Origin of the sequence: Paraburkholderia sp. BL23I1N1, from assembly GCF_003610295.1 — a bacterium.
Lineage (GTDB): Bacteria > Pseudomonadota > Gammaproteobacteria > Burkholderiales > Burkholderiaceae > Paraburkholderia.
On record NZ_RAPV01000002.1, the window covers coordinates 1,250,191 to 1,270,748 of the forward strand.

A 20,558-nucleotide genomic window follows, 5' to 3' on the forward strand; every position below is an offset into this window, starting at 1 on the left:
AGAGGAGAGCTTCATGAAACGCAAGGTCGCGCTGATCACCGGCATTACTGGACAGGACGGGTCGTATCTTGCCGAGTTGCTGCTCAGTAAGGATTACGACGTGCATGGCATCAAACGCCGGTCGTCCCTGTTCAACACAGACCGGATCGATCATCTCTATCGCGACCCGCACGATCCGGACCAGCGACTCTATCTGCATCACGCCGACCTGACCGACTCAACCAGCATCCTGCGCGTGATTCAGCGCGTGGAGCCCGACGAGATTTACAACCTCGCCGCGCAGAGCCACGTGGCGGTCTCCTTCGAGGAGCCGGAATACACGGCGAATGCGGATGGTCTCGGCGCCCTGCGGATTCTCGAAGCGATCCGGATTCTCGACCTTCAGGACAAGACCCGCTTTTATCAGGCGTCCACCTCGGAGCTGTACGGCCTCGTACAACAGGTGCCGCAGTCCGAGACCACGCCGTTCTATCCGCGCAGCCCGTATGCGGTCGCCAAGCTGTTTGCGTACTGGACCACGGTCAATTACCGCGAAGCTTATGGGCTCTATGCCTGCAACGGGATTCTGTTCAACCACGAATCGCCGGTGCGCGGCGAGACTTTCGTCACGCGCAAGATCACGCGCGCCGTGGCGCGTATCGCGGTGGGCATGCAGAAAACCTTGTATCTCGGCAATCTGTCGGCGTTGCGCGACTGGGGTCACGCGCGCGACTACGTGGAAATGCAATGGCGCATGCTGCAGCAGGAGCAGCCGGAGGACTACGTCATCGCCACCGGCGTGCAGTACAGCGTGCGTGAGTTCGTTCAGCATGCCGCCGCTGAGCTGGGTGTCACGGTGCGCTTCGAAGGCATCGGCGTGGATGAAGTCGGCATCGTTGAGAAGGTGGAAGGGCGCGAGATCAAGATGTCGCCCGGCGACGTGATCGTGCGGGTCGATCCGCGCTATTTCCGGCCTGCCGAAGTCGAGACGCTGCTGGGCGATCCGTCGAAGGCCCATGCGAAGCTCGGCTGGAAACCCACCACGTCGTTCGCCTCGCTCGTCAAGGAAATGGTGCGGGCCGACTATCAGATCGCGAGACGTGACGCGCTGGTCACGCTGGCCGGTTTCACGGCGCTGGAACATCACGAGTAACGACAATGAATAAGCAAGCACGCATCTTCGTCGCGGGCCACCGCGGCATGGTCGGCTCCTCGCTGGTCCGGCGGCTCAATGCCGAGGGTTACCGCAACGTCGTCATGCGTTCGAGGGCGGAGCTCGATCTCACGGATCAGGCTGCCGTGAACGCCTTCTTCGAGCATGAAAAGATCGAGGTGGTGTTGCTCGCGGCTGCGCGGGTGGGCGGCATTCTGGCCAATGCGTCGCAGCCGGGCGAGTTCATCTATGAAAACCTGACGATCGAAACCAATGTGATTCATGCCGCGTACCGCGCGCGGGTGGAACGGCTGGTGTTTTTCGGTTCGTCGTGCATTTATCCGAAGCAATGTCCGCAGCCGATTCGCGAGGAGTATCTGTTGACCTCGCCGCTCGAACCGACCAACGACGCTTACGCGATCGCCAAGATCGCGGGCCTCAAGCTGTGCGAGGCGTACAACCGTGAATACAACACACAGTACGTCTCGTTGATGCCGACCAACCTGTACGGCCCCAATGACAACTACGACCTGAACAGCAGCCATGTTTTACCGGCGCTGCTGAGGAAGGCGCACGAAGCGAAAGTGAACGGCTCCGCGACCCTGACGGTGTGGGGCTCGGGCACGCCGCGCCGCGAGTTTCTGCACGTCGACGATCTCGCCGCGGCGACGCTCTTCGTGCTCGAGCATAACGTGACAGAAGGCCTGTTCAACGTCGGAGTGGGTGAAGACCTGTCGATTCGCGAGCTGGCCGAATGCATCTGCAAGGTGGCGGGCTTCGAGGGTGAACTCGTGTTCGACGCGTCCAAACCCGACGGCACGCCGCGCAAGCTGCTCGACGTATCGCGGCTCGCACAAATGGGCTGGCACGCGACCATTGGCCTCGAAGAGGGCATCGCGTCCACGTATCGTGAATTCGTCGAATTGCACGCCGGCTCGACCGCCGCCGCCATGCAGGCTTAGGCGCGCACTGAAAGGCCGTTGAGCGCGGTTTCGGAATTGAGGGGACAGGTGGGCGTTTCGCGAGATTAGCGTGCAACGCCCGCAGGGACGATTATTCGAGGAGTGGCATAAAAATGACAGCGTCAGTCACGATCTTCCACAACGTCGTGTGGTCGCGCCACAAGGGTGTCGTGTTCTCCGCTTTGCATAACATTTCGTCATCCGGAGCGATTCGCTACTCGATGGTGCAGATCGCGGATACCGAGCACGACCGTGTCGGTTTTTCGGACGTCGATTATTCATACCATCGCTACCCGATGCAGAAGCTGTTCGACGGTTGCTACGAAGATGTGCCGACGATGAAGATGATCGCGCGGCTCACCTGGGAAGTGTTGCGGACCAAGTCGGATCTGATCGTTCTGCCGGGCTACCACCGTCCGGAATACTGGGCGATGCTGGCGGCGTGCATCGTGACCGGCAAGCGGCGCGCGGTGTTCTGCGATTCGACCGCGCGCGACCGGCCCAAGAAGCTGCTGACGTCGATTCCGAAGCGCGTGTTCTTCTCGCTCTGCGACGGCTATTTCGGTTTCGGCGAGCGCAGCCGCGAGTATCTGCTGTCACTCGGCGCGAAGCGCGACAAGATCTTCGTGCCGTGTCAGGCCGCGGCAATGCCTGGATCGTTTTCGCCGGAGCGCGCGCTGGTCGGGCGGGTTGCGGCACGCGCCGGCAATCCTCCAATTTTTCTCTACGTCGGCCGTCTTTCGGAAGAGAAGGGCATCGGCACGTTGATCGAAGCGTTCGCGGGTTTGCGGCGCCGTATTCCAGCGGCGAAGCTGCGCATTGTCGGCACGGGGCCGATGGCGGACATGCTGCATGCGAAGGTGGCCGACCTCGAACTGGGCGACGCGGTGATCTTCGCCGGCAGTTTGCAGGACGAGCCGCTCACCCGGGAATACTACGGTGCGACCTGCATGGTGCTGCCGAGCTACAGCGAGCCGTGGGGACTCGTTGTCAACGAGGCGCTCGCGCATGGCTGCCCGGCGGTGGTCAGCGAGAGTTGCGGTTGCGTGCCGGAACTGGTGATCGACGGCGTGAGCGGCTATGCCTTCACGGCGGGCGACGTCGCCGGCTTGCAGCGCACCATGCTCAAGGCGATAGAGGCGTTCGCCGACGCAGGCCGCACGGCGCGCCGGTGCATGGATGTGATTCGCCGATTCGATCCACCTTCTGCCGCCGCCAATATCGCTCGTGGCTGCGCGCTGATGCTGAGCGACTGACGCGCGGCGCGGCCCTGTCGCGCATGCGAAAAAGCTATAACTCGTTCTGGCAGCCACAATGAAGATCCTCATCTACGGCCTCAATTACGCGCCTGAACTGACGGGAGTGGGGAAGTACACGGCGGAAATGGCTGTGCTTCTGGCCAGCCGTGGCCATGAGGTTCGCGTCGTGTGCGCGCCGCCTTACTACCCGGAATGGCACGTTGCCGCGGACTATGTGTCCTGGCGGTATCAGCGCGAGATGCGCGACGGCGTGACGATCTGGCGCGCGCCGCTGTGGGTGCCCGCGCGCCCCAACGGCCTGAAGCGGATGCTGCATCTGACAAGCTTCGCGGTGAGCTCGTTGCCGCTGCTCGCCCGGCAGGTGCTATGGCGTCCCGATGCGGCGATGCTGATCGCACCGACCCTGATGTGCGCGCCCGCTACGCTGGCGCTCGCGCGTCTCGCGGGCGCGAGTGCGTGGGTGCATATCCAGGACTTCGAAGTCGACGCGGCGTTCGATCTGGGTCTTTTGAAAAGTTCGCGCGCAGCCCGCATGGCACGCTGGCTCGAAGGCATGCTGCTGAGGCGCTTCGATACGGTGTCGTCGATTACGCCGCAGATGAGTTCGCGTGTGGTGCAGAAGGGTGTCGAGCCTGCGCGGGTCGTGTGCCTGCCCAATTGGGTCGATGTGTCGAGCATCTTTCCGCTGACGCGTGCGAGCAGTTTCCGGGGTCTGCTGGGCATTCCGGTCGACCAGAAGGTGGTGCTGTACTCGGGCAACATGGGCGCGAAGCAGGGTATCGAAACGCTCGCCGATGCGGCTGCCTTGCTTGCCGCGCGTGCCGACGTCACCTTCGTTTTCTGCGGCAGCGGCGCCGCGAAAGAGGGTTTGCTCGAGCGCTGCGCGAGATTGAAGAACTGCGTTTTCATTCCGCTGCAACCGGCGGAACAGCTGAACGAACTGCTCAATCTCGCCGACATCCACGTTCTGCCGCAACGCGGCGACGCCGCCGATCTGGTGATGCCGTCGAAACTCACCGGCATGTTTGCCAGCGGGCGCGCCGTGGTGGCCATGGCGCGGAGCGGCACGGGTCTCTACGACGCCGTGTCGCCGCGCGGCGTGGTCGTGCCGCCGGATAACGTCAAGGCGCTGGCCGCGGCGATCACGATGCTGGCGAGCGATCCAGAACGGCGCGCGGCGCTTGGCCAGGCCGCGCGCGACTATGCGGAGTTCGCGCTTTCGCCGGAGTCGACGATGGGTACTTTCGAAGAGCGTCTCGTGACGCTGGTTCGCGAGTCACGTGGCAAGCGCGCGAAAGTGGAGACGCCGTATTTCGGCAGCCCGAGGCCGTCACCCGCTGCGGCCCGGCAGCACAAGCCGGCTACCACGGAGGAAGCCGCGCCGGATTGATCCGGCACGCGGCCATTTCATGAATGCAAACTCACCATGGGGACCGGTAGACAGCGTGCTTGCCCGGATCGTACGGATCGGCGTACGCGGCTTTCGCCGCGCCTTCTGGCATCAGGCTAGCGGCCGCATTCGGGGCGCCTGGCTGGCCCGCTACGCGTACCTTGCCGTTGGCAGCGGCAGGCGCCTTGTTGTTGCGCTGGCCTTTGCCCACTGCCGGTTGACCGCCTTGTCCTCCCAACACGGTCATGCGTTGTTCGTCGAGCAGCGCAGCCTGCTGGGCGTCGGCGGTATTGCCTTGCTGCGCGCCTGGTGTGCCGTATTCGCGTGGGGCGCCGAGCAACTGCGCTTCGCTGTTGCGATGCGCCGCGCCGGGGTTGGCGCGCGCTGCGGGAGCAGGCGTGCTGTAGCTGGTCGACGCCGTCGCGGCAAGGGCCGGCGCAGCGGGCGCAGGTGCTGCGTTCTGCGCGAGCGCCGGTGCGGCATACGCGGCGATGGCGAGAAACAGCGAGGTGGTGGTATGCCGGAACGAGATGATCATCGTGTGCCCCAGGGAGATGCGGTCTCAATAGAGCTATCGTGCGCCAACCTGCACGCGCGCAGCCGCCAAAACGCTTGCCCGGACGGCCATGAAGCCGGATTCAGTAAGGAGTCGAAACATAATGTAACCAGGATGCATGGGTATGTTGAATCCCGTTTGTGGTCCGGAGAAAACTGATGGGTAACGTTGCCGACGATCCGCAAATCGGGCGTGTGCCGCAAGCCGAAGGCGCTGGCGAGAAAGGCCGCGTCATCGATCTGAGTCTCGCTGGAAAGGGCAACTATCGCGCGAAGCGCGGTGCCCTGATCGAGATCATCTGGTTTGTTGTCGAGGCTTGCGTGATCAACAACAAGCTGCTCCCTCTCTCGTCGGTTCGGGTTGCGCTATTACGCCTGTTCGGCGCGAAGATCGGTACGGGTTGCCGGTTCGTGCATCCATTGCGAGTGAAGGCGCCGTGGAATCTGGAGGTGGGCAATCACTGCTGGTTCGGCGTCGACGTCTGGATCTACAACCAGGCGCCGATCCACATCGGATCGAATGTGTGCATTTCGCAGGGTACGTTCCTCTGCGCAGGGTCGCACGACATGAGTACCACGATGGATTTGCGCGTGGCGCCGATCGTCATCGAGGACGGTGTCTGGATCACGTCGAAATGCGTCGTGCAGATGGGTGTGACGGTCGGCCGGTCGGCCGTGGTGACGCCGTTGTCCGTCGTGCATCGTTCGCTCGACCCTGAAGGTGTGTACGGCGGCAATCCATGCCGTTTTATCCGGAACCGTTTCGATTCCGTGACCTGAAGCACAGATAGATAACCGCAGCGTATTTACGCTGAGGAGGCCAGTCGTTGACAAGCCGGAATGTCGGCGGCCGCAATGGGATTGTCGGTCGAACCCTTTGATCGACGCCCGCGGCAATGCCGGTGATGTCTTCGGTAACGACGCGTGCGTGGTTTGCTTGCCAGCCCCGGTTGGATGAGTAGCCGGATTGACGCACTCAGAACTGCATGAGGAAAATGGGGAGTAGGGATGTTTATCGATACTCGCACTGTTCAACCCAACACGGTTATTGAAACAACGGTCTGCATCATCGGCGGAGGTGTCGCCGGCATTACGCTTGCGCGGGAATTGTCGAGGGCCGGGGTCGACGCCTGCATGCTCGAAAGCGGGGGCTTCGGGCCGGATGACGAAACGCGCGATCTTTATCGCGGCGACAACGTAGGGCTTCCCTATACTTTCGCGGACGGCTCGCGCAGCCGCTATTTCGGCGGCAGCAGCAACTGCTGGGGTGGCTGGTGCCGTCCGCTCGATCCGTGGGACTTCGAGAAGCGCGACTGGATCCCGCATAGCGGCTGGCCGTTCGGACTCGACGAACTGGCGCCGTACTATGCGCGTACGCATGAGCTGCTGAAGCTCGGCCCGCAGAATTTCGACCCAGCCTACTGGGAGCGCGAGATCGGGCGCCACGACGTGCGCCGCATCCCGCTCGCAACCGGCGATATGCGCGATACCGTCGCGCAGTTCAGCCCGCCTGTGCGTTTCGGCAAGGCGTATCGCGACGAGCTCTCGCGTTCGTCGCGGGTGCGCGTGTTTCTGTATGCGAATGTCCAGAACATCGACGCCGACGCGCAAGGCACCTCCATTTCGCGGCTCCAGGTGTCGACCATCAGTGGACGCAAGATGACCGTGAGCGCGAGGATCTTCGTGCTGGCCACGGGCGGCATCGAGAACGCGCGCCTCCTGCTCGCCTCGAACGATGTGCACGCGGCGGGCCTGGGCAATGCCAACGATCTGGTGGGCCGCTACTTCATGGATCATCCGCGGATGATGTCGGGCAAAGTGCGTTTTCGCCCGGGCAACGCGCGCAACAAACTGTATGACATCAAGTATCACTATCAGAATGCCGCGGTGTCGGCGCATGGTACGAAGATATCCTCGCAGTTCGCGCCGAAGCAGGAACTGATGGGGCGCGAGAAGCTGCTGAATTCGCGCGTGTGGCTTTATTCGCGCTGGTATGGGGAAGGCACTGCGGGGTCCGAGGCGCTGATCCACTGCAAGGAAGCGCTGATGCAGAAGGACCAGCCGGGCCGCAGCCTGAAAACCGATATCGCGACGATGATCGCGCACCCGCTGCATACCGTGGGCTACGGCTTGACGCGGCTGCTGCAATGGCCGGCACTGATCACCGACGTGACCTTGCAGGCCATCGTCGAAGCCGTGCCCGATCCCGATAGCCGCGTTACGTTGTCGGCCGATAAGCGCGACCGGTTCGGCATGCCGCGCGTGAAGGTGGAGTGGCGCCTGGGCGAACAGGTGCAGCGCACCTTCGACAGAACGTTCGCGTTGCTTGCGCAGGAGTTGCGGATGGCCAACATCGCGGACGTGGAACTCGACGCGCCGCTCGAAGGCCGGCCGTGGCCGGCGAAGCTGGAGGGCACGTGGCACCACATGGGCACCACGCGTATGCACGATTCGCCACGCGAAGGCGTGGTCGATCGCGATTGCAAGGTGCATGGGATCAGCAATCTTTATGTGGCGGGGAGTTCGGTGTTTCCAACCGTCGGCGCCAACTTTCCGACCATCACGATCACCGCGCTTGCGCTACGTCTCGCGGGTCATCTGGTGCGGCGACTCGATGTCCCGGATATCGTCGGCAATACCCGGGGCGACGCCGCTAACAGTTCCCTGTTGTCGCTTCAGACGCAGCCGTCGCAAGTCGACACCCTGCCGATCGCAGCTTCGAGCTTGACGCCGTTGATGAAGGAGCAGTAGAGAACAACCGGTGACGGCGTACCGTCACCGGTTCGATTGCGTGGCTTCGCGCAGCGTAGCGAGTGTGTTGTCGCGTGTTTCGACGGTGTTGCCCCTGCTTTCCAGCAGAGCGGTCAATGCGCTGACCATGGTCTCGATCCGGAAGCGGGCTTCGAACGTGCGGGCCGCCTGAGCGCGCATGGTGGCGCGCGCGCTGTCGTCGAGTTCGAGCCAGCGCACGAGATTCTTTTCCGTGCCGTCGCCCGTGTCGGCGGCAACCATCCCCGCGCCATCCGCTTCGATCTCGCGCCATACGTTGACCTTGTCGGAGATCAGCGCCGGCAGTCCGCAGCCGAGCGCCTCAGCTACCGCCACGCCGAAGTTCTCCTGGTGCGAGGGCAGAACGAACACGTCGCTCGCATGGAACGCGCCCCACTTGAGATCGCCCTGCAGCATGCCCGGCAGGCTGATGCGATGCGCGATGCCCACGGCCTCGGCCTGGGCGCGCAGACTCGCCACCCAGCCGGTCTCGTCGGGACCCGCGATCACGAGATGCAGCGACTGATCGCGGCCGGCAACGCGCGCGAACGCGTCGATCAGCAGATCGCAACCTTTCTTCGCATGCACGCGGCCGAGAAACAGCACGATGCGTTTGCCATACAGACCGGGCACGGCTTGCAGGAACGCTTCGCGCAGGGAAGCGGCGTCGAGCGGCGGCACCGTCGTACCGAACGGCACGATCCGTTCTTGCGCCCGGTATAGCCAGAACGATTGACGCGCGCGCGTGCGCTCTTCTTCCGTCGTGAAGATGACGGCGCGCGCGTCGCGCAGCACGCGGTATTCGGCCCACGGCCAGTACAGCCACTTCTTCAGATGCTTGAGCGGGTAAGTCTCTTTGAACCACGGGTCGAGCATGCCGTGCACGTACACGTAGTAAGGCGCGTTGCTCCGGTGCAGCGCCTTCCATGCCGCGAAGCCGTGGTATTGCCACAAGCCGTGCACGATTACCGCGTCAAACCGGTTTGCGTTGGCGGCGAGCCACGGCGCGAGTTGCGCGCTGTAGCTGTAGCGGCTGTTGACGGGGCCGAACGCGTGGACCGGAAACGGGAACGCCGCGAGGTAAGCATCGCCCGGCGCGTCGCAGGTGGCCACTTCGATTTCGTGCCCGGCGTCCTGCATCGCCACGCCGCTGCGGCGAACGCCTTCAACCGGGCCGCCGGCGCGCGGATCGACGCTGGCAAGCAGATGGAGAATTTTCATCGGACGAATTTTGGTCGATTGGCGCTGCGCGTCGACGCGGTGCGCGACACGAGGGCGCCGAACTGGCCGGAGCCGGGTGCGGTGCTTGCGGCGCGCGACATGCCGAGGGTCTCCGCGAGATCGGCGCGACCCATGCCGGGACGGATTCTGCCCGGCAAGTCAGGCACGGCGGCCGGGCGCAAACGCGGCGGCGTGGGCGCGCGTTTGACACGCGCCGGCAGCGCGCGCTGCAATCGCGCGTGCGTGGCGATCATCAGGCCGAGGGCAATGCCGAATATCAACCCGGAGAAACGCGGCCCGAGCGGATTGCCGCCGATCGAGGTGGCCGGCAGCGCGGCAAACAGCATGATGGCGCGGCCTAGCACCGGAAGCATGGGCGCATCGGGAACCACCGAGCGCCAGTAGCGATACGAGAAGAAGCAGATCGCGAGAGCAGCCAGGGTCGCTAATGGCATGGCGACGCCGAACAGCAGTCCGCCCGCGAACAATTGATAAATCCAGAAGTTGTGACCCGCGGCCCATTCGTTGATCGCGTAGAAGTCTTTCTCGCTGATCTGGCCGGCGAGGTCCGGCAGGTAAGCGGGGGAATAGCGATAGTAGTGCCCGTAGCCTGCGCCGAACAACAGCGTTTCCGGCGACGCCGTTACCTGGTCATACTGATCGCGCATCTCGGCGAGCCGGGTGATCGTGGTCGGATCCTTGCCGGTGACGGTTTCTTCCGACGCGAATATGCGTTGCGTCCAGTGCTCGGCAACGGTCGGAAAGCTCAGTGCAGCGATGCCGGCCACACCGGCCAGCACCGCGCCGACGATCACGGTACGGGCGACCGCGCGCCACACTTGCTGGATCGATGGCGCGGACAGCGCCATGGCAACCAGAAACAGCAAGATGGTGCCGACCAGCAAACTGCGCGTAACGCTCAGCAATTCGACGATCACGCTGACGGCGAACACGGCGATGGTGAAAAAGGAAAAGCGCTTGGCAACGATGAATTCATGCAGCAGCACGCCTTGCAGCCCGAGCAACGTCACCGAAATGATGCGGTAGCGGACGTCGTCGAGATCGCCTCCCGTCGCCATGCCATAGATCAGGGTGAACACAAGACTGATCACGTTGGCGACGAACAGCGCTCTCTCGAACTGAGCAATTCTGTATTCGCTCCACGGGCGGCAAGCCACGAGATAGCCGAGCGCGAACAGCGCGAACGGCAGTAGCACGCGGAGATAATTGCCGGTGTCGTTATCCTGGACGAACTGGGCGACGACGCTGCCGAGCACACACAGCAGCACACTGAAGGTGACAATCGAGCGCAGGCGCGAGCGGTCGTGAAAGCGGGGCGCAATCAGCAGGAGGGCGAGCCCCGCGGCGACGGCCGGAACCACGAGCGCGGTCTGCGCGAAGTGGCCTACGTTGGCGTCGGTCGCCTTATAGTCGAGTGCAAGCGGTAACAGAAAAAACCATAGCCAGAGCGTCGCGTACTGGTGGCGCATTACTGATCCCTCCCCGTGCTGTCGATGCCGTCGGTGCATAGCGGACAGTCTCGCATCGGGTCATTGTGCGGGAATAATCCCGCCCGCAAATTCCCCACACCCGGTTTAGTCGCCCATGGCCTGGGTTCTGGCGACAGTGGCAAGGGCGGCCACTGCAAGACGCGCGCACACTTGCTTATGTTGTCGGCCAATGCCTTGATGTTGGCGCGCACGCACGCGTGCGGCCACCGAAGATGCAAAAAGGGACATGCGCCCAGGAATGGTGACAGGGGAGAACAATATGAAATTATTCGGCGGGGCGAAATCCGTAACAGCCGGCCGGGCCATCGAGCTGGATTTTGTGCGCGGCATTGCCATTATCATGGTGATGGGCTTTCACTTTCATGCCGTTCATACCGGCAACTTCCTGATCCAGATCATCGAATACCCCCTGAAGAGCTTCGGGCGTGAAGGCGTCAATCTGTTCTTTACGCTGAGCGGTTTTCTGGTTGGCGGGTTGCTGCTTAGACAGTACGCCGAAACAGGTAATGTCGACGCAAAGCGCTTTATCATCCGGCGGATTTTCCGTATCTGGCCCGCGTATTACGTGCTGATCGCGTTTCATGTGCTGGCCGGGCGCCATCCGTGGAATACGTTCCTGATCCAGAACCTGACCCACCTGCAGAACTATCTGGGCACCTCGATTACACAGACCTGGAGTCTCGCGGTCGAAGAACACTTTTATCTCGTCCTTCCGGCGCTGCTGTTGCTGTTCGCGCGCTGGCGTCTTGGCGCATGGACGATTGTCGGCGCGCTCACCGGCATCTGCGCCGTGGTATTCACCGCGCGCTGCTTCGCGGTGGCGAGCGGCAATCTGGAAGGGGCATTCGCGTACACGCAATACCGTATCGACAGTTTGCTGGTGGGCGTGATTCTGTCCGCGATCTACTGGATGAAACCGGGTGTCTATCATCAGATCGCGAAGCGCAAGTGGCTGCTGGTCGCCAGCATCGTGGTGCTGTGCGCGTGGCTCGCGTTTGCGACGCCACACCTCGCGCTCGACGAAAGCATCGGTTATACGATTCAGGCGCTTGGTTTCGCCGCGCTGATCGTGTTCGTGCTGGAGTATTCCGGATCGCTGCGTTCGACGTGGGTGTATCGCGGCATTGCCTGGATCGGCCTTTATTCGTACGGCATCTATCTGTGGCATTCGCTTGCGCTTGCCCCAGGTGACATGCTGATTCGCAAAGCGACCGCCATGGGTCTTGCGCCGAGCCTGATCTGGATTATGGCGATCACGGCGCAGTTCGCGTTCGCGATTGCGATCGGCTATGCGACCACGCGCGCCATTGAATATCCGTTCCTGCTGATGCGCAACGCGCTGTTCCCGGCAAAGCGCAACAGTTCGGTGCGCGAGGAAGTGCCTGTTGCGGGTGGCCAGTTGTCCTGACCTTCGGAGGAGATGGCCGGATCAGGCCATCTGTTGAAGCAGGGTTCGCTTGAATTGCCCGAGCGTATGCCGGGACAGCAGATCTTCGCCTCCCGCCGGCACGGCTTGCGGCGCGTGCGGCCAGGAGGTCATGGTCTCGGTGATCGCCCGGCCGATCGAAGCAGAGCTCAGGTCGCTCAGAATCGGCCCCAGTTCGCAGCGCCGGCTGAACCAGCCGATCAAGCCGTCTTCCGTTGCAATCACGGGCTTGCCGAAGCGGTAAGCCTGCACCAGCACACCGCTCATTCCATAGTGCCCCTTGTAGCCTAGCCAGACCGCGTCGCACGCGGAGAACAGATCGCGCTCGACGTCGTTCGCAATGAACGAGTCGAGGATCAGCGGCGCGGGCGTGAGGCTGCGCACATGATTGCGCATGAAATGGCGCGTGCCCGCGTCCTGCTCACCCGCGACGATCAGCGTAGGGGCATGCTCCAGGCGGGTCAGCGCGTGGACGAGTTCGTAGATGCCTTTGCGTTCGGTGATCGAGCCGTACACCAGCAGATAACGCTGCGTGGGGTCGAGCCCGAGCCGTTCGCGGGCCAGTACCGGGTTTTCCGCTTGCTCGTCGGGAAACGGGTCGGCGACGTAGGCGATGGCCGCACTGCTCTTCGAGGCGTTGCGCGCCGACCACTCAGGCAGCGTCGGGTCGATCGTCAGCAGCGTGCGCAAGCCGGGGCACTGGATCGCACGCTTGAACAGCAGCGCCTTGATCGCATTCACGATCGGCCGATCGGGCGACTTGATGCCGACCTTGTGATGATGGAAGGTCGATCGCATCGTGATGCCGATCCACGGGGTTCTGCGAAACGGCGTGCCGAGAAACGGCAATCCATAGAAGAAGTAATCGACATAGGGCACGACCACCAGCCTGATCGGTTGCGCATGGCTGACGATTCTATGCACGCGCTTGAAATAGCGATGAAAGCGCGAGTACTGGTTCGACTGGCGCAGCAGCCCGCGTGGCCGCTCCTCGGGGTCGACGAACGCGATCTGCAGATCCGCGCGGTTCGCGGCGACGATCTGCCTCGCGAGCCTATGGTCTTCGTTGGCGGATTCGGTTGCGAGGATGCAGGGATAGCCCGCTTCCGTGCAGGCCTGCATGGTCCACTCGACATAGCGCCAGCGATGGCCTGTGAGGTTGGGCTCCACAATCAGGACGTAGTCTTGTTCCATCGATTCAGTGGTCTTCAGTGGTCTTCAGTGATCTTTAGTGATCGGAAATACGTTATGGACAAGCACAGTCACGCTGGCTATCCACGCGTATTAACTGATCAACGTTAGCACCGGCGTAGTGAATGGACCGCTCTATTTGACCCGTTCTGTGGGTAAACGTACCAGCTTGCAATGGGTTCGGCTGAACTGGCCTAGCAGATGGCGGTTGTTGCCGATCCTCTCGCGGTAAGGTCGTGCATAGCATTCGATGAATAAGCTCGCCAGCTTGCTGGTGCGACCTAACTATTTATGCGCCGGCGGCCTATCGCAGCGATGCATTGAATCGCTGTGCGTGGCCGAGTCAACGGCGTTCCGATTCGACGGAGATACAGCTTGCGGGCGATCAGGCTTCCGGCGCTCTCGATAGCGGCCAGCTTCGGCGCGAGCGCGGCGACGTGGGTGCTGTTGCAGCAGTTCGCCGTGCGTGGACTCGTAGCAGTCAAGTTTCTTGCGATTGGCCGGATGCTCGGACCGGCGGCGATCGGCAGCGTGAGCGTGGCCTTGCTCGCGGTGGCGATTGCCGAGGCGCTATCCGATACGGGTCTCGCGCAAGCGGTCATTCAAGGCGAACATCCGCCGACGCGTTCGCAGCTCGGCGCGGTGTGGACCACGCTCACAGCGCGCGGCGTGCTCATCTCACTGCTGCTGGTCGGGCTCGCGCCGTTGCTGAGCAACCAGTTCCATCTGAATGGCTCGCTGGTGCTGATTCAGCTTGCCGCGCTGCTGCCGCTGTTGCGCGGGCTGGCCTCGCCCACTTACTACCTCGTGCAGCGCGAGCGGCGCTTCCAGCATATTGCCGGCGTCGAGATTGCGGCGGCATTTATCGATTGTTCGGTCGGGCTCACGCTCGCGTATTTCGGCGCCGGTGCGGCCTCGGTGCTGATCGGCCTCGTGGCCGGCGAAAGCCTGAAAAGCATCCTGACCTGGTCGACCATGAACCCGCGCCCGCCGATCCGCGCCGTCTGGTCGGGCATCGGTCAGTACGTGGGCTTCAGCCGCTGGATCTGGGCGAGCAGTGTAGTCAATCTGCTGCTCAACCAGTTCGACAAGGTCGTGGTCGGCAAACTGCTCGGCCCGGCACAACTCGGCGGCTATCAGATGTCCTCACGGCTCGCGCAGATGCTGCTCGCCGACGCCGCGATCGCCATGTCGCAATACCTGTTCCCCACCTTTGCCGCGCATCATCGACGGAATCCGCAGTCGGCGTCGCGGCTCATCAAGATTTACCTGCTCGCGATCGCGATCGGGCTGGCAGTCTTTGTCGAGGTATTGAGACTGATCGCCGAGCCGCTCTTCTCGCTGATTCTCGGCTCGGCCTGGTTGCCTGCGGTGCCGCTGTTCAGAATTCTGGTGATCAATATGGCGATCGGCGCGTTGATCGCCGTGCTGGTCGCTTATCTGCGCGCGGTGGGCGATGCGAGGGCGACCGTGCATGCGTCGCTGATTCAGGTGGTCGTGCTACTGGTCAGCGTGCCGCCGGCGGTTCATTGGTGGGGTGTGACGGGCATTGCCTGGTCCATGACCGTGGGCCTTGGCTGTGCCGCGGCGTGGATGCTGTTCAGGACGTTGACTGCAAGGACTCCATGATGCGTGTTTTACATCTGGTGCTGGCGCCGCGTTTGTCGGGCGCCGAAGTCCTCGCGAAGGATCTCGCTATCGAGCAGAGCGCTGACGGCATGGCGGTCTGTGTAGCCTCGCTGCTACCCGCGCATGTCGAATTCCTGCCCTTGCAGGATGAACTGCAGAAACACGGGGTGGAATGCTGGTTTCCGCCGCGGCGCAAGCGCATCGCCGGCAAATTGTGGAACCTGTTTCTCGCGGTGCGTCGGTTTCGCCCAGACGTGATTTTCGCGCACGCCACGATTCCGTCGTTTTATGCGCGTGCGTTGCCGGTGCGCGTGCCGGTTGTCTACGTCATGCATTCGGCGACCAACGACTTCGAGCGGCCACTGTTCCGGCGCGTCGAGCACATCCTGTCGGGGCGTGCCCGTGTGGTGATCGGCGTATCCCAGCAGGGCCTGACCGACTACGCGCAGGCTATCGGACCGCATCCTGCCATGACCGTGGTGCCCAACGGTGTCGACCTCCGGCGCTTCGCGTTCACCGACGGTGCCGGGCGCAACGGCGGTGCGCCTCAGCTCGTGCAGATCGGGCGCTATGCGCCGGTGAAAAATCAGCTTCAGACGGTGCGCGCCTTCGGCGAGGTGGTCGAGCAGGTGACAGATGCGCGCCTCGTGCTGCACGGCGTGGTCGAAGATCCGGATTACCAGCACGCGGTTATCCGCCTCGTGCGGGAGTTGGGGCTCGCGGACCGCGTCGTGGTGGCCGGGCCGCGCACGGATGTGGCGAGCGTGCTGTCGGAGTCGAATGTGTTCGTGATGCCCTCGCGCTCCGAGGGGCACAGCGTGGCGTTTCTCGAAGCGCTGGCCTCCGGTATCCCGATCGTCGCGAGCAGGATACCGTCGTTTGCGTTTGCGAACGGATTTCCCGGCGTGCAACTGGTCGATACGGACAATGTGCCGAGCTATGCGGATGCCGTGATCGCGGCGCTGGGGCAGGCGCGGGCGCAACGCTCGCTTGCCGGCCTGACGCTCAGGGATACGGCGGCCCGCTATCGGGCGATCGCGCATCAGGTGAGTAGTCGTCAACTGGCCGTGACCGCTCGTTAGGCTCGCTAGTTCGCTCTGGCCGTGGATGGCACGCCGCGGCACGCCGCGGCGTGCCATGCGCTCAATGATGATAGACAGGCGGGCTGTGCTCGTCGGATGTCGTCTCGGACGCCGGTGCCGGTGCCGGTGGCGACGCGTTCGCCAGTTCGGATTCGCGCGTCGCAAGCGAGACGAGATTCTGTGCTTCCTTGCTGCTCGAATCGAGCAGCAGCGCGTTGGCGGCATTGTGCCAGGTGCATCCCCATCGCGCGATATAGCCGCAGCCTCGCGCCAGGCTCAGCAGCGCGTCGCGCTCCTGCTCGCGTTCGGTAAGCGTGGTGCGCATGTTCAGCGCGTCGCGGTTATCCGGCTGTGCGGCAATCGCCGCCGCGAGCCGTGTCTTTGTCGCCGACAAATTGTTCTGCTGCAGATTGGCGCGGGCGGCTCTGAGCTGCCTTGAGACATCCACGCGAGGTTTGTCCGGCGGGCTGCCGGGGGTGTGCTTCTGGCCTGAGGATGCGACCGTCACGCGGCGCGAAGCCATAGGCGCGGCTGGCGGCGGGCCAGGCGGCGAGCGCACGGGCGCCGTGCCCGAAGCGGTTTCGACAGGCGCCGGCCGCTGTGCGGCGAAAACAGGCGCGGATCGGTGAGCGAGGGTAATGGGCACGGGCGGCTTGGCGTTCTGTGTCGTCACTTTGCCGGATACCGCGATCGGGGGGGTGATTTCCTCGTCGTCGGTGTGGAGGAAGCCCAGGTACACCGCGGATGTCACCACGACCAATGACGCGCCGATCACGAGCGGCCGGCGCAGTTTCTGGGTGACCGGCGCGGCGAGTTGCGGTTCATCGACGACATCGTAGGGATTGGCGAGGGGGTGCGTGAATGGCTTCCAGATCTTGCGCACCGGCAACTGTGGCTCAAACAGCGCTTCGCTGTCAGCCAGCGGGATGTTCAGGGGCGGTGGAGGCGCGGTGCGCGCGCCCAGTGAAGCGGGCGGGCGCGCATTGCATGAGGGACAGGGCGTAAAGCGACCGGCGAGCGGCGCACCGCAGTGCCCGCATTGGGGGGAATCGTGCTCATCGGGTGTGAAGTCGCTAAGCATTGCCATGTCGAAAACGGACGTCAGATGCCGGCGCCACAATCAAAAAACCAGGGCACGGCACTGGGGTCTGCAACCGGGTGCCGGGGTTACTGAGCGACAACATAGCCACGCGCTTGCATGCACGCACCATAGGCGGCCCAATACCGGGTCATAGGCGGCTCCGGCGCGGGCAGTGGCGGCAGCTTGACGTCAGACCCTGCGGTGGGCTGCGACGCGCCGTTTGCCGCTGTTTCCGAAGCACCGTTACCCGCGACGGCCGCCGAACCCGCCGATGCGGATGCCGCCGTGGTCGTTGCCGCTGATGCTGATGCCGCTGTCGCCGCCGCGGGTGCGCTCGCGGCCTTCATCGCCGTGGCGTTGTTCGCCGTGGTCACAGCGGTCCCGCTTGCGGCAGGCGCGGAGGCAGCAGCAGGCATGCTCGCGCCAAACGGCATGGCCGAAAAGCTGCTGGAAGGCAGGGGTGGCCGCGACGGTGCGCCGGTCGATGTCCCTTTGGTTACCGCGGGCTGGCGCGGCGGAAGCTGCGATTCGTGGGCGATGTTGACCTTGGTCTCTCTGTTCGCCGTGGCATAGCACATCGCAGTGTCGATGCTGCGCTGATAAGCGCTTTGACTTCGGATCGGATAGGTGAGCGGCTGCCATGCGAAGGCAGCACTGCTAAACACCCCTATCGTCAATGCAATATATGTTTTGAATTCCATCGCAGTCGCTCCCGCAGCGATGTTTCGCCGTTCGCAGGCAATGGCGCTTCGCAGTATGTTCTCGTGCTTGCTGATTTTGCCGCTGAACGGCGGTTCACTGCCGCGAAGGCTCCTCTCTTGAGCGTAACACCGCGCACTGTCTTCGGAATGCATCGGATAGCGCGTGAAACCGCCATCCTGCAGTCGAATCAAGACAGATCGAGCTAAACGCGCGCGAAACTGTGCATAAGGCCAGGGGAAATACCTGGATTTCTGCCTGTTCCTGAAAATTGCTGCTCACAGGCGGCTCAATGGTTCGTGACGAAACGCCAGAGCGCCGCGCACTCGGCGCCGGTGATCTGGTAGTGGGGCATGGACTTGCGCAGCACGACGCCTGCCGGATCGACGCCGTCCTTGAGTACGCGACAGAAGCTCGTCGGGTCATAGCGGCTGGGCGGACCCCCTCGACGGTTTATCGCATCGAGCAGAGTGGCGGAAGTCAAGGGCGGGGCGAAGGCGGCCGACGGGTCCGTTTGAGTGTGGCAGTTGACGCATCGCGTGGTCCAGGCCGGCAACGGACGATCGTCGTCGCGCAGATGCGCTGGGATCGCTTGCTGCCCGTTGAAGATCGAGCACCCCAGATCGGCGGGGTCGCACGGCTCGGCGGCATGGGCCAGATGCATCGCGACGAGCAGTGCGAGGCCGATCCATGCGCGTGCCGCCGAGCGTTGAGACGGCGATGCCATCACGGGATCTGCAGCGTGCGTGAAACGCTCGGCACGCCGTTCGCGTTCAGGGCGAAGAGCATGTAGTACCCCGCAATCACAACGCCAGGATCGGACGGAATGGTCACCATATATTCGCCGCCCGTGCCCACCGTGAAACTCACCGGTATGCGCCGCTGCTCGTTGTTGACGGAATGCGTCGCGGACGACAGGCGCATCAGCGCAAACGCTTTTATTCCACTGCTGGCGGTCACGGCGATCGAGGTGCCGAGTTGCGCCTGAGTCGGCGCCGAAGAAATGGTTGGACGTGTTGCCGCCGTGCCGTTCGCATTGAGCAGATAGGGTGGGGTCAGTATTTCGACGTTGGGATGGTTAGTCGAACAGCTGCCGCACAGTCCGCCACCGCCGCTCAGCACGCGCCCATCCGGCAACAGCAATGCAAAGCTGTGATAAACGCGCGGCACAGCCTGGGCCGCGAGCGGCGAGAAGGTTTGCTTTGTCGGGTCCCACAACTCCGGCGTCAGCACCGCTGTATCGTCCGAAAAAGGTTGCGCGAAGGTTTGCCCGCCCACCACCACGACTTGTCCGTTCGGCAGCACGACACTGTTGTTGAATGCACGCTGATAGCTCATCGGATGGATCGTCGTGGTGACCGCCGTGCCGCTGCTGATATCGATGAGCGTGGCATCCGACGTAGCGGGGGACGAATCGTAGCTTGGTGCCCCGCCCACCGCGAGAATCTTGCCGACGTCGTACATGACGGCATTGCCATTCATCGCATCGGTGTCGCTGCCGCGATTTCCGGCCTGGGTCACGCTGCCGCCGCCCGCCGTATCGAACCAGTGCATGGCCTGGCTGGGCCCCGCGTGGAAGACACGACCATTGGCCAGCGCGAACAACCATGCGTGATTGTCGGCGCGGAATATGCCACCCGCGTCATTCGTGAGGATGTAGTTGTCGAGTATCGCGCTATTCACTTGCCAACCCGAACCGGAGGTCCAGGTTTCACCGGTCTTGCCTCCCAGCGGCCCATTCCATGAGCCTCCCACCAGGAACACACTGCCGTTGCTCAACGTGACGCTGCCCTGGTAGGCGCGCGGAATATTCATCGGGTCGCCTGAGGTCCATGCGTGGGTTGAAGGCGAGTAAAGACTGGTCTTGTCGCTGCTTGATCCGCCGGTCACATACACGCGTCCATCCGGGAGATTGACAATGCCCGGGCAGAACATATCGTGCCCGGTATTGGTGACCACCGTCTGTTTGCTGGTTCCGGTTGCAGGATCGAAGATCGCCGTGTACGTCTTGCCCGGCGTGACCTCCCCAGGCGTGAAATTCAACTGGCTATCGGCCGACCAAACCAGGACGGTCCCGTCGGGCAGATTGGCTGCCGCCACCGGGATGAGTGGCAGCTTGGTCGGCGCGGTCCACTTCGATGGCAGCCCCGCTAGCGGCAGACCGTTGACCTGCCAGGTTTGCAAAGCGCTCCCGTTGCAGACCTGCTGGAGGATCTGCGGACCCGGCGTGGTCTGGCTCGCTGCTGCGAGACACATGCCGCTGTTCCCCGCGACGATCGCGTAGCCAGTGCCCTGCGGCTTCAGCGTGAAGCGTTGGTTTGTGCCGCTATTGCAGGTCCACTGGATGATGGGCGCACCGGCGCTCTTGCTTGCACCCGACACGTCCATGCACAGATTGCTGTTCTGATTGATGAACTTGTATTGGCTTCCCGAAGCTGACGGCAGCCAGTTCTGATTGGCGCCGCCGTTGCACGTCCAGGCCAGCACGGCCGCGCCCGGCGATAGCGATTGCGAATCGACGTCCACACACAAGCTCGATCCGCTCAGGCCGATCGATGACGAGGTTTGCGCTTCGGCGGGTCCGGACAGGGTGGCAAAGGTCGACGTAAATGCGATCAGGAACAGGGCTTTCATACACCTGTCGAGTGAGC

17 protein-coding genes are annotated in these 20,558 nt (G+C 63.1%); 9 read left to right on the plus strand and 8 right to left on the minus strand.

Annotation, left to right across the window (positions count from 1 at the left end; all coding sequences use genetic code 11):
- Positions 1-13 precede the first annotated feature (13 nt).
- The 4 genes from gmd (at position 14) to B0G76_RS38300 (ending at position 4,743) form a co-directional block, all read left to right on the plus strand.
- A complete protein-coding gene (gene gmd, locus B0G76_RS38285) occupies positions 14-1,132 on the plus strand; it encodes a GDP-mannose 4,6-dehydratase (RefSeq protein WP_120297851.1) in 1,119 nt (372 codons plus the stop codon).
- A gap of 5 nt (positions 1,133-1,137) precedes the next feature.
- Positions 1,138-2,094, plus strand: a complete 957-nt coding sequence (locus B0G76_RS38290; protein WP_120297852.1) for a GDP-L-fucose synthase — start codon at positions 1,138-1,140, stop codon at positions 2,092-2,094.
- A 113-nt stretch (positions 2,095-2,207) separates the two neighbouring features.
- On the plus strand, positions 2,208-3,350 hold the full coding sequence (locus tag B0G76_RS38295) for a glycosyltransferase family 4 protein (protein WP_120297853.1): 1,143 nt from the start codon (positions 2,208-2,210) through the stop codon (positions 3,348-3,350).
- Positions 3,351-3,408: 58 nt separating this feature from the next.
- A complete protein-coding gene (locus B0G76_RS38300; protein ID WP_120297854.1) occupies positions 3,409-4,743 on the plus strand; it encodes a glycosyltransferase WbuB in 1,335 nt (444 codons plus the stop codon).
- 31 nt (positions 4,744-4,774) lie between these two features.
- Here B0G76_RS38300 and B0G76_RS38305 read toward each other — a convergent pair whose 3' ends face one another.
- Positions 4,775-5,281: a hypothetical protein gene (locus B0G76_RS38305; protein ID WP_120297855.1), complete on the minus strand. Its 507-nt coding sequence runs from the start codon at positions 5,279-5,281 to the stop codon at positions 4,775-4,777.
- A 176-nt stretch (positions 5,282-5,457) separates the two neighbouring features.
- Between B0G76_RS38305 and B0G76_RS38310 the strand changes: the two genes are divergently transcribed.
- Both B0G76_RS38310 and B0G76_RS38315 read left to right on the plus strand, forming a co-directional pair.
- Positions 5,458-6,078 (plus strand): putative colanic acid biosynthesis acetyltransferase, encoded by a 621-nt coding sequence (locus B0G76_RS38310; RefSeq protein ID WP_120297856.1) that lies wholly within the window; start codon positions 5,458-5,460, stop codon positions 6,076-6,078.
- Positions 6,079-6,306: 228 nt separating this feature from the next.
- Positions 6,307-8,049 (plus strand): FAD-dependent oxidoreductase, encoded by a 1,743-nt coding sequence (locus B0G76_RS38315; protein ID WP_120297857.1) that lies wholly within the window; start codon positions 6,307-6,309, stop codon positions 8,047-8,049.
- A gap of 24 nt (positions 8,050-8,073) precedes the next feature.
- On the opposite strand, the gene B0G76_RS38320 is transcribed toward B0G76_RS38315, so the two are convergent.
- Positions 8,074-9,288, minus strand: coding sequence for a glycosyltransferase (locus B0G76_RS38320; RefSeq protein ID WP_120297858.1), 1,215 nt, complete (start codon positions 9,286-9,288; stop codon positions 8,074-8,076).
- On the minus strand, positions 9,285-10,778 hold the full coding sequence (locus B0G76_RS38325) for an O-antigen ligase (protein ID WP_120297859.1): 1,494 nt from the start codon (positions 10,776-10,778) through the stop codon (positions 9,285-9,287). Before B0G76_RS38325 ends, B0G76_RS38320 begins: the two co-directional genes overlap by 4 nt.
- A 280-nt stretch (positions 10,779-11,058) precedes the next feature.
- On the opposite strand from B0G76_RS38325, the gene B0G76_RS38330 reads away from it, so the two are divergent.
- Complete coding sequence (locus B0G76_RS38330; RefSeq protein ID WP_120297860.1) at positions 11,059-12,207, plus strand: acyltransferase; 1,149 nt, start codon at positions 11,059-11,061, stop codon at positions 12,205-12,207.
- A 21-nt stretch (positions 12,208-12,228) separates the two neighbouring features.
- Here B0G76_RS38330 and B0G76_RS38335 read toward each other — a convergent pair whose 3' ends face one another.
- On the minus strand, positions 12,229-13,419 hold the full coding sequence (locus tag B0G76_RS38335; protein ID WP_120297861.1) for a glycosyltransferase: 1,191 nt from the start codon (positions 13,417-13,419) through the stop codon (positions 12,229-12,231).
- A 372-nt stretch (positions 13,420-13,791) separates the two neighbouring features.
- On the opposite strand from B0G76_RS38335, the gene B0G76_RS38340 reads away from it, so the two are divergent.
- Positions 13,792-15,045: an oligosaccharide flippase family protein gene (locus B0G76_RS38340; protein ID WP_120297862.1), complete on the plus strand. Its 1,254-nt coding sequence runs from the start codon at positions 13,792-13,794 to the stop codon at positions 15,043-15,045.
- On the plus strand, positions 15,045-16,127 hold the full coding sequence (locus B0G76_RS38345) for a glycosyltransferase (RefSeq protein ID WP_120298098.1): 1,083 nt from the start codon (positions 15,045-15,047) through the stop codon (positions 16,125-16,127). Before B0G76_RS38340 ends, B0G76_RS38345 begins: the two co-directional genes overlap by 1 nt.
- Positions 16,128-16,188: 61 nt before the next feature.
- Here B0G76_RS38345 and B0G76_RS38350 read toward each other — a convergent pair whose 3' ends face one another.
- The 4 genes from B0G76_RS38350 to B0G76_RS38365 form a co-directional block, all read right to left on the minus strand.
- Positions 16,189-17,214 (minus strand): zinc ribbon domain-containing protein, encoded by a 1,026-nt coding sequence (locus tag B0G76_RS38350; RefSeq protein ID WP_120297863.1) that lies wholly within the window; start codon positions 17,212-17,214, stop codon positions 16,189-16,191.
- An 80-nt stretch (positions 17,215-17,294) separates the two neighbouring features.
- Positions 17,295-17,909, minus strand: a complete 615-nt coding sequence (locus tag B0G76_RS44440) for a hypothetical protein (RefSeq protein WP_120298099.1) — start codon at positions 17,907-17,909, stop codon at positions 17,295-17,297.
- Positions 17,910-18,196: 287 nt separating this feature from the next.
- The gene (locus tag B0G76_RS38360; protein ID WP_120297864.1) at positions 18,197-18,634 is read right to left on the minus strand and encodes a hypothetical protein; all 438 of its coding nucleotides are present in this window, start codon (positions 18,632-18,634) and stop codon (positions 18,197-18,199) included.
- On the minus strand, positions 18,634-20,541 hold the full coding sequence (locus B0G76_RS38365) for an RICIN domain-containing protein (protein WP_259460946.1): 1,908 nt from the start codon (positions 20,539-20,541) through the stop codon (positions 18,634-18,636). Before B0G76_RS38365 ends, B0G76_RS38360 begins: the two co-directional genes overlap by 1 nt.
- Positions 20,542-20,558: the final 17 nt, after the last annotated feature.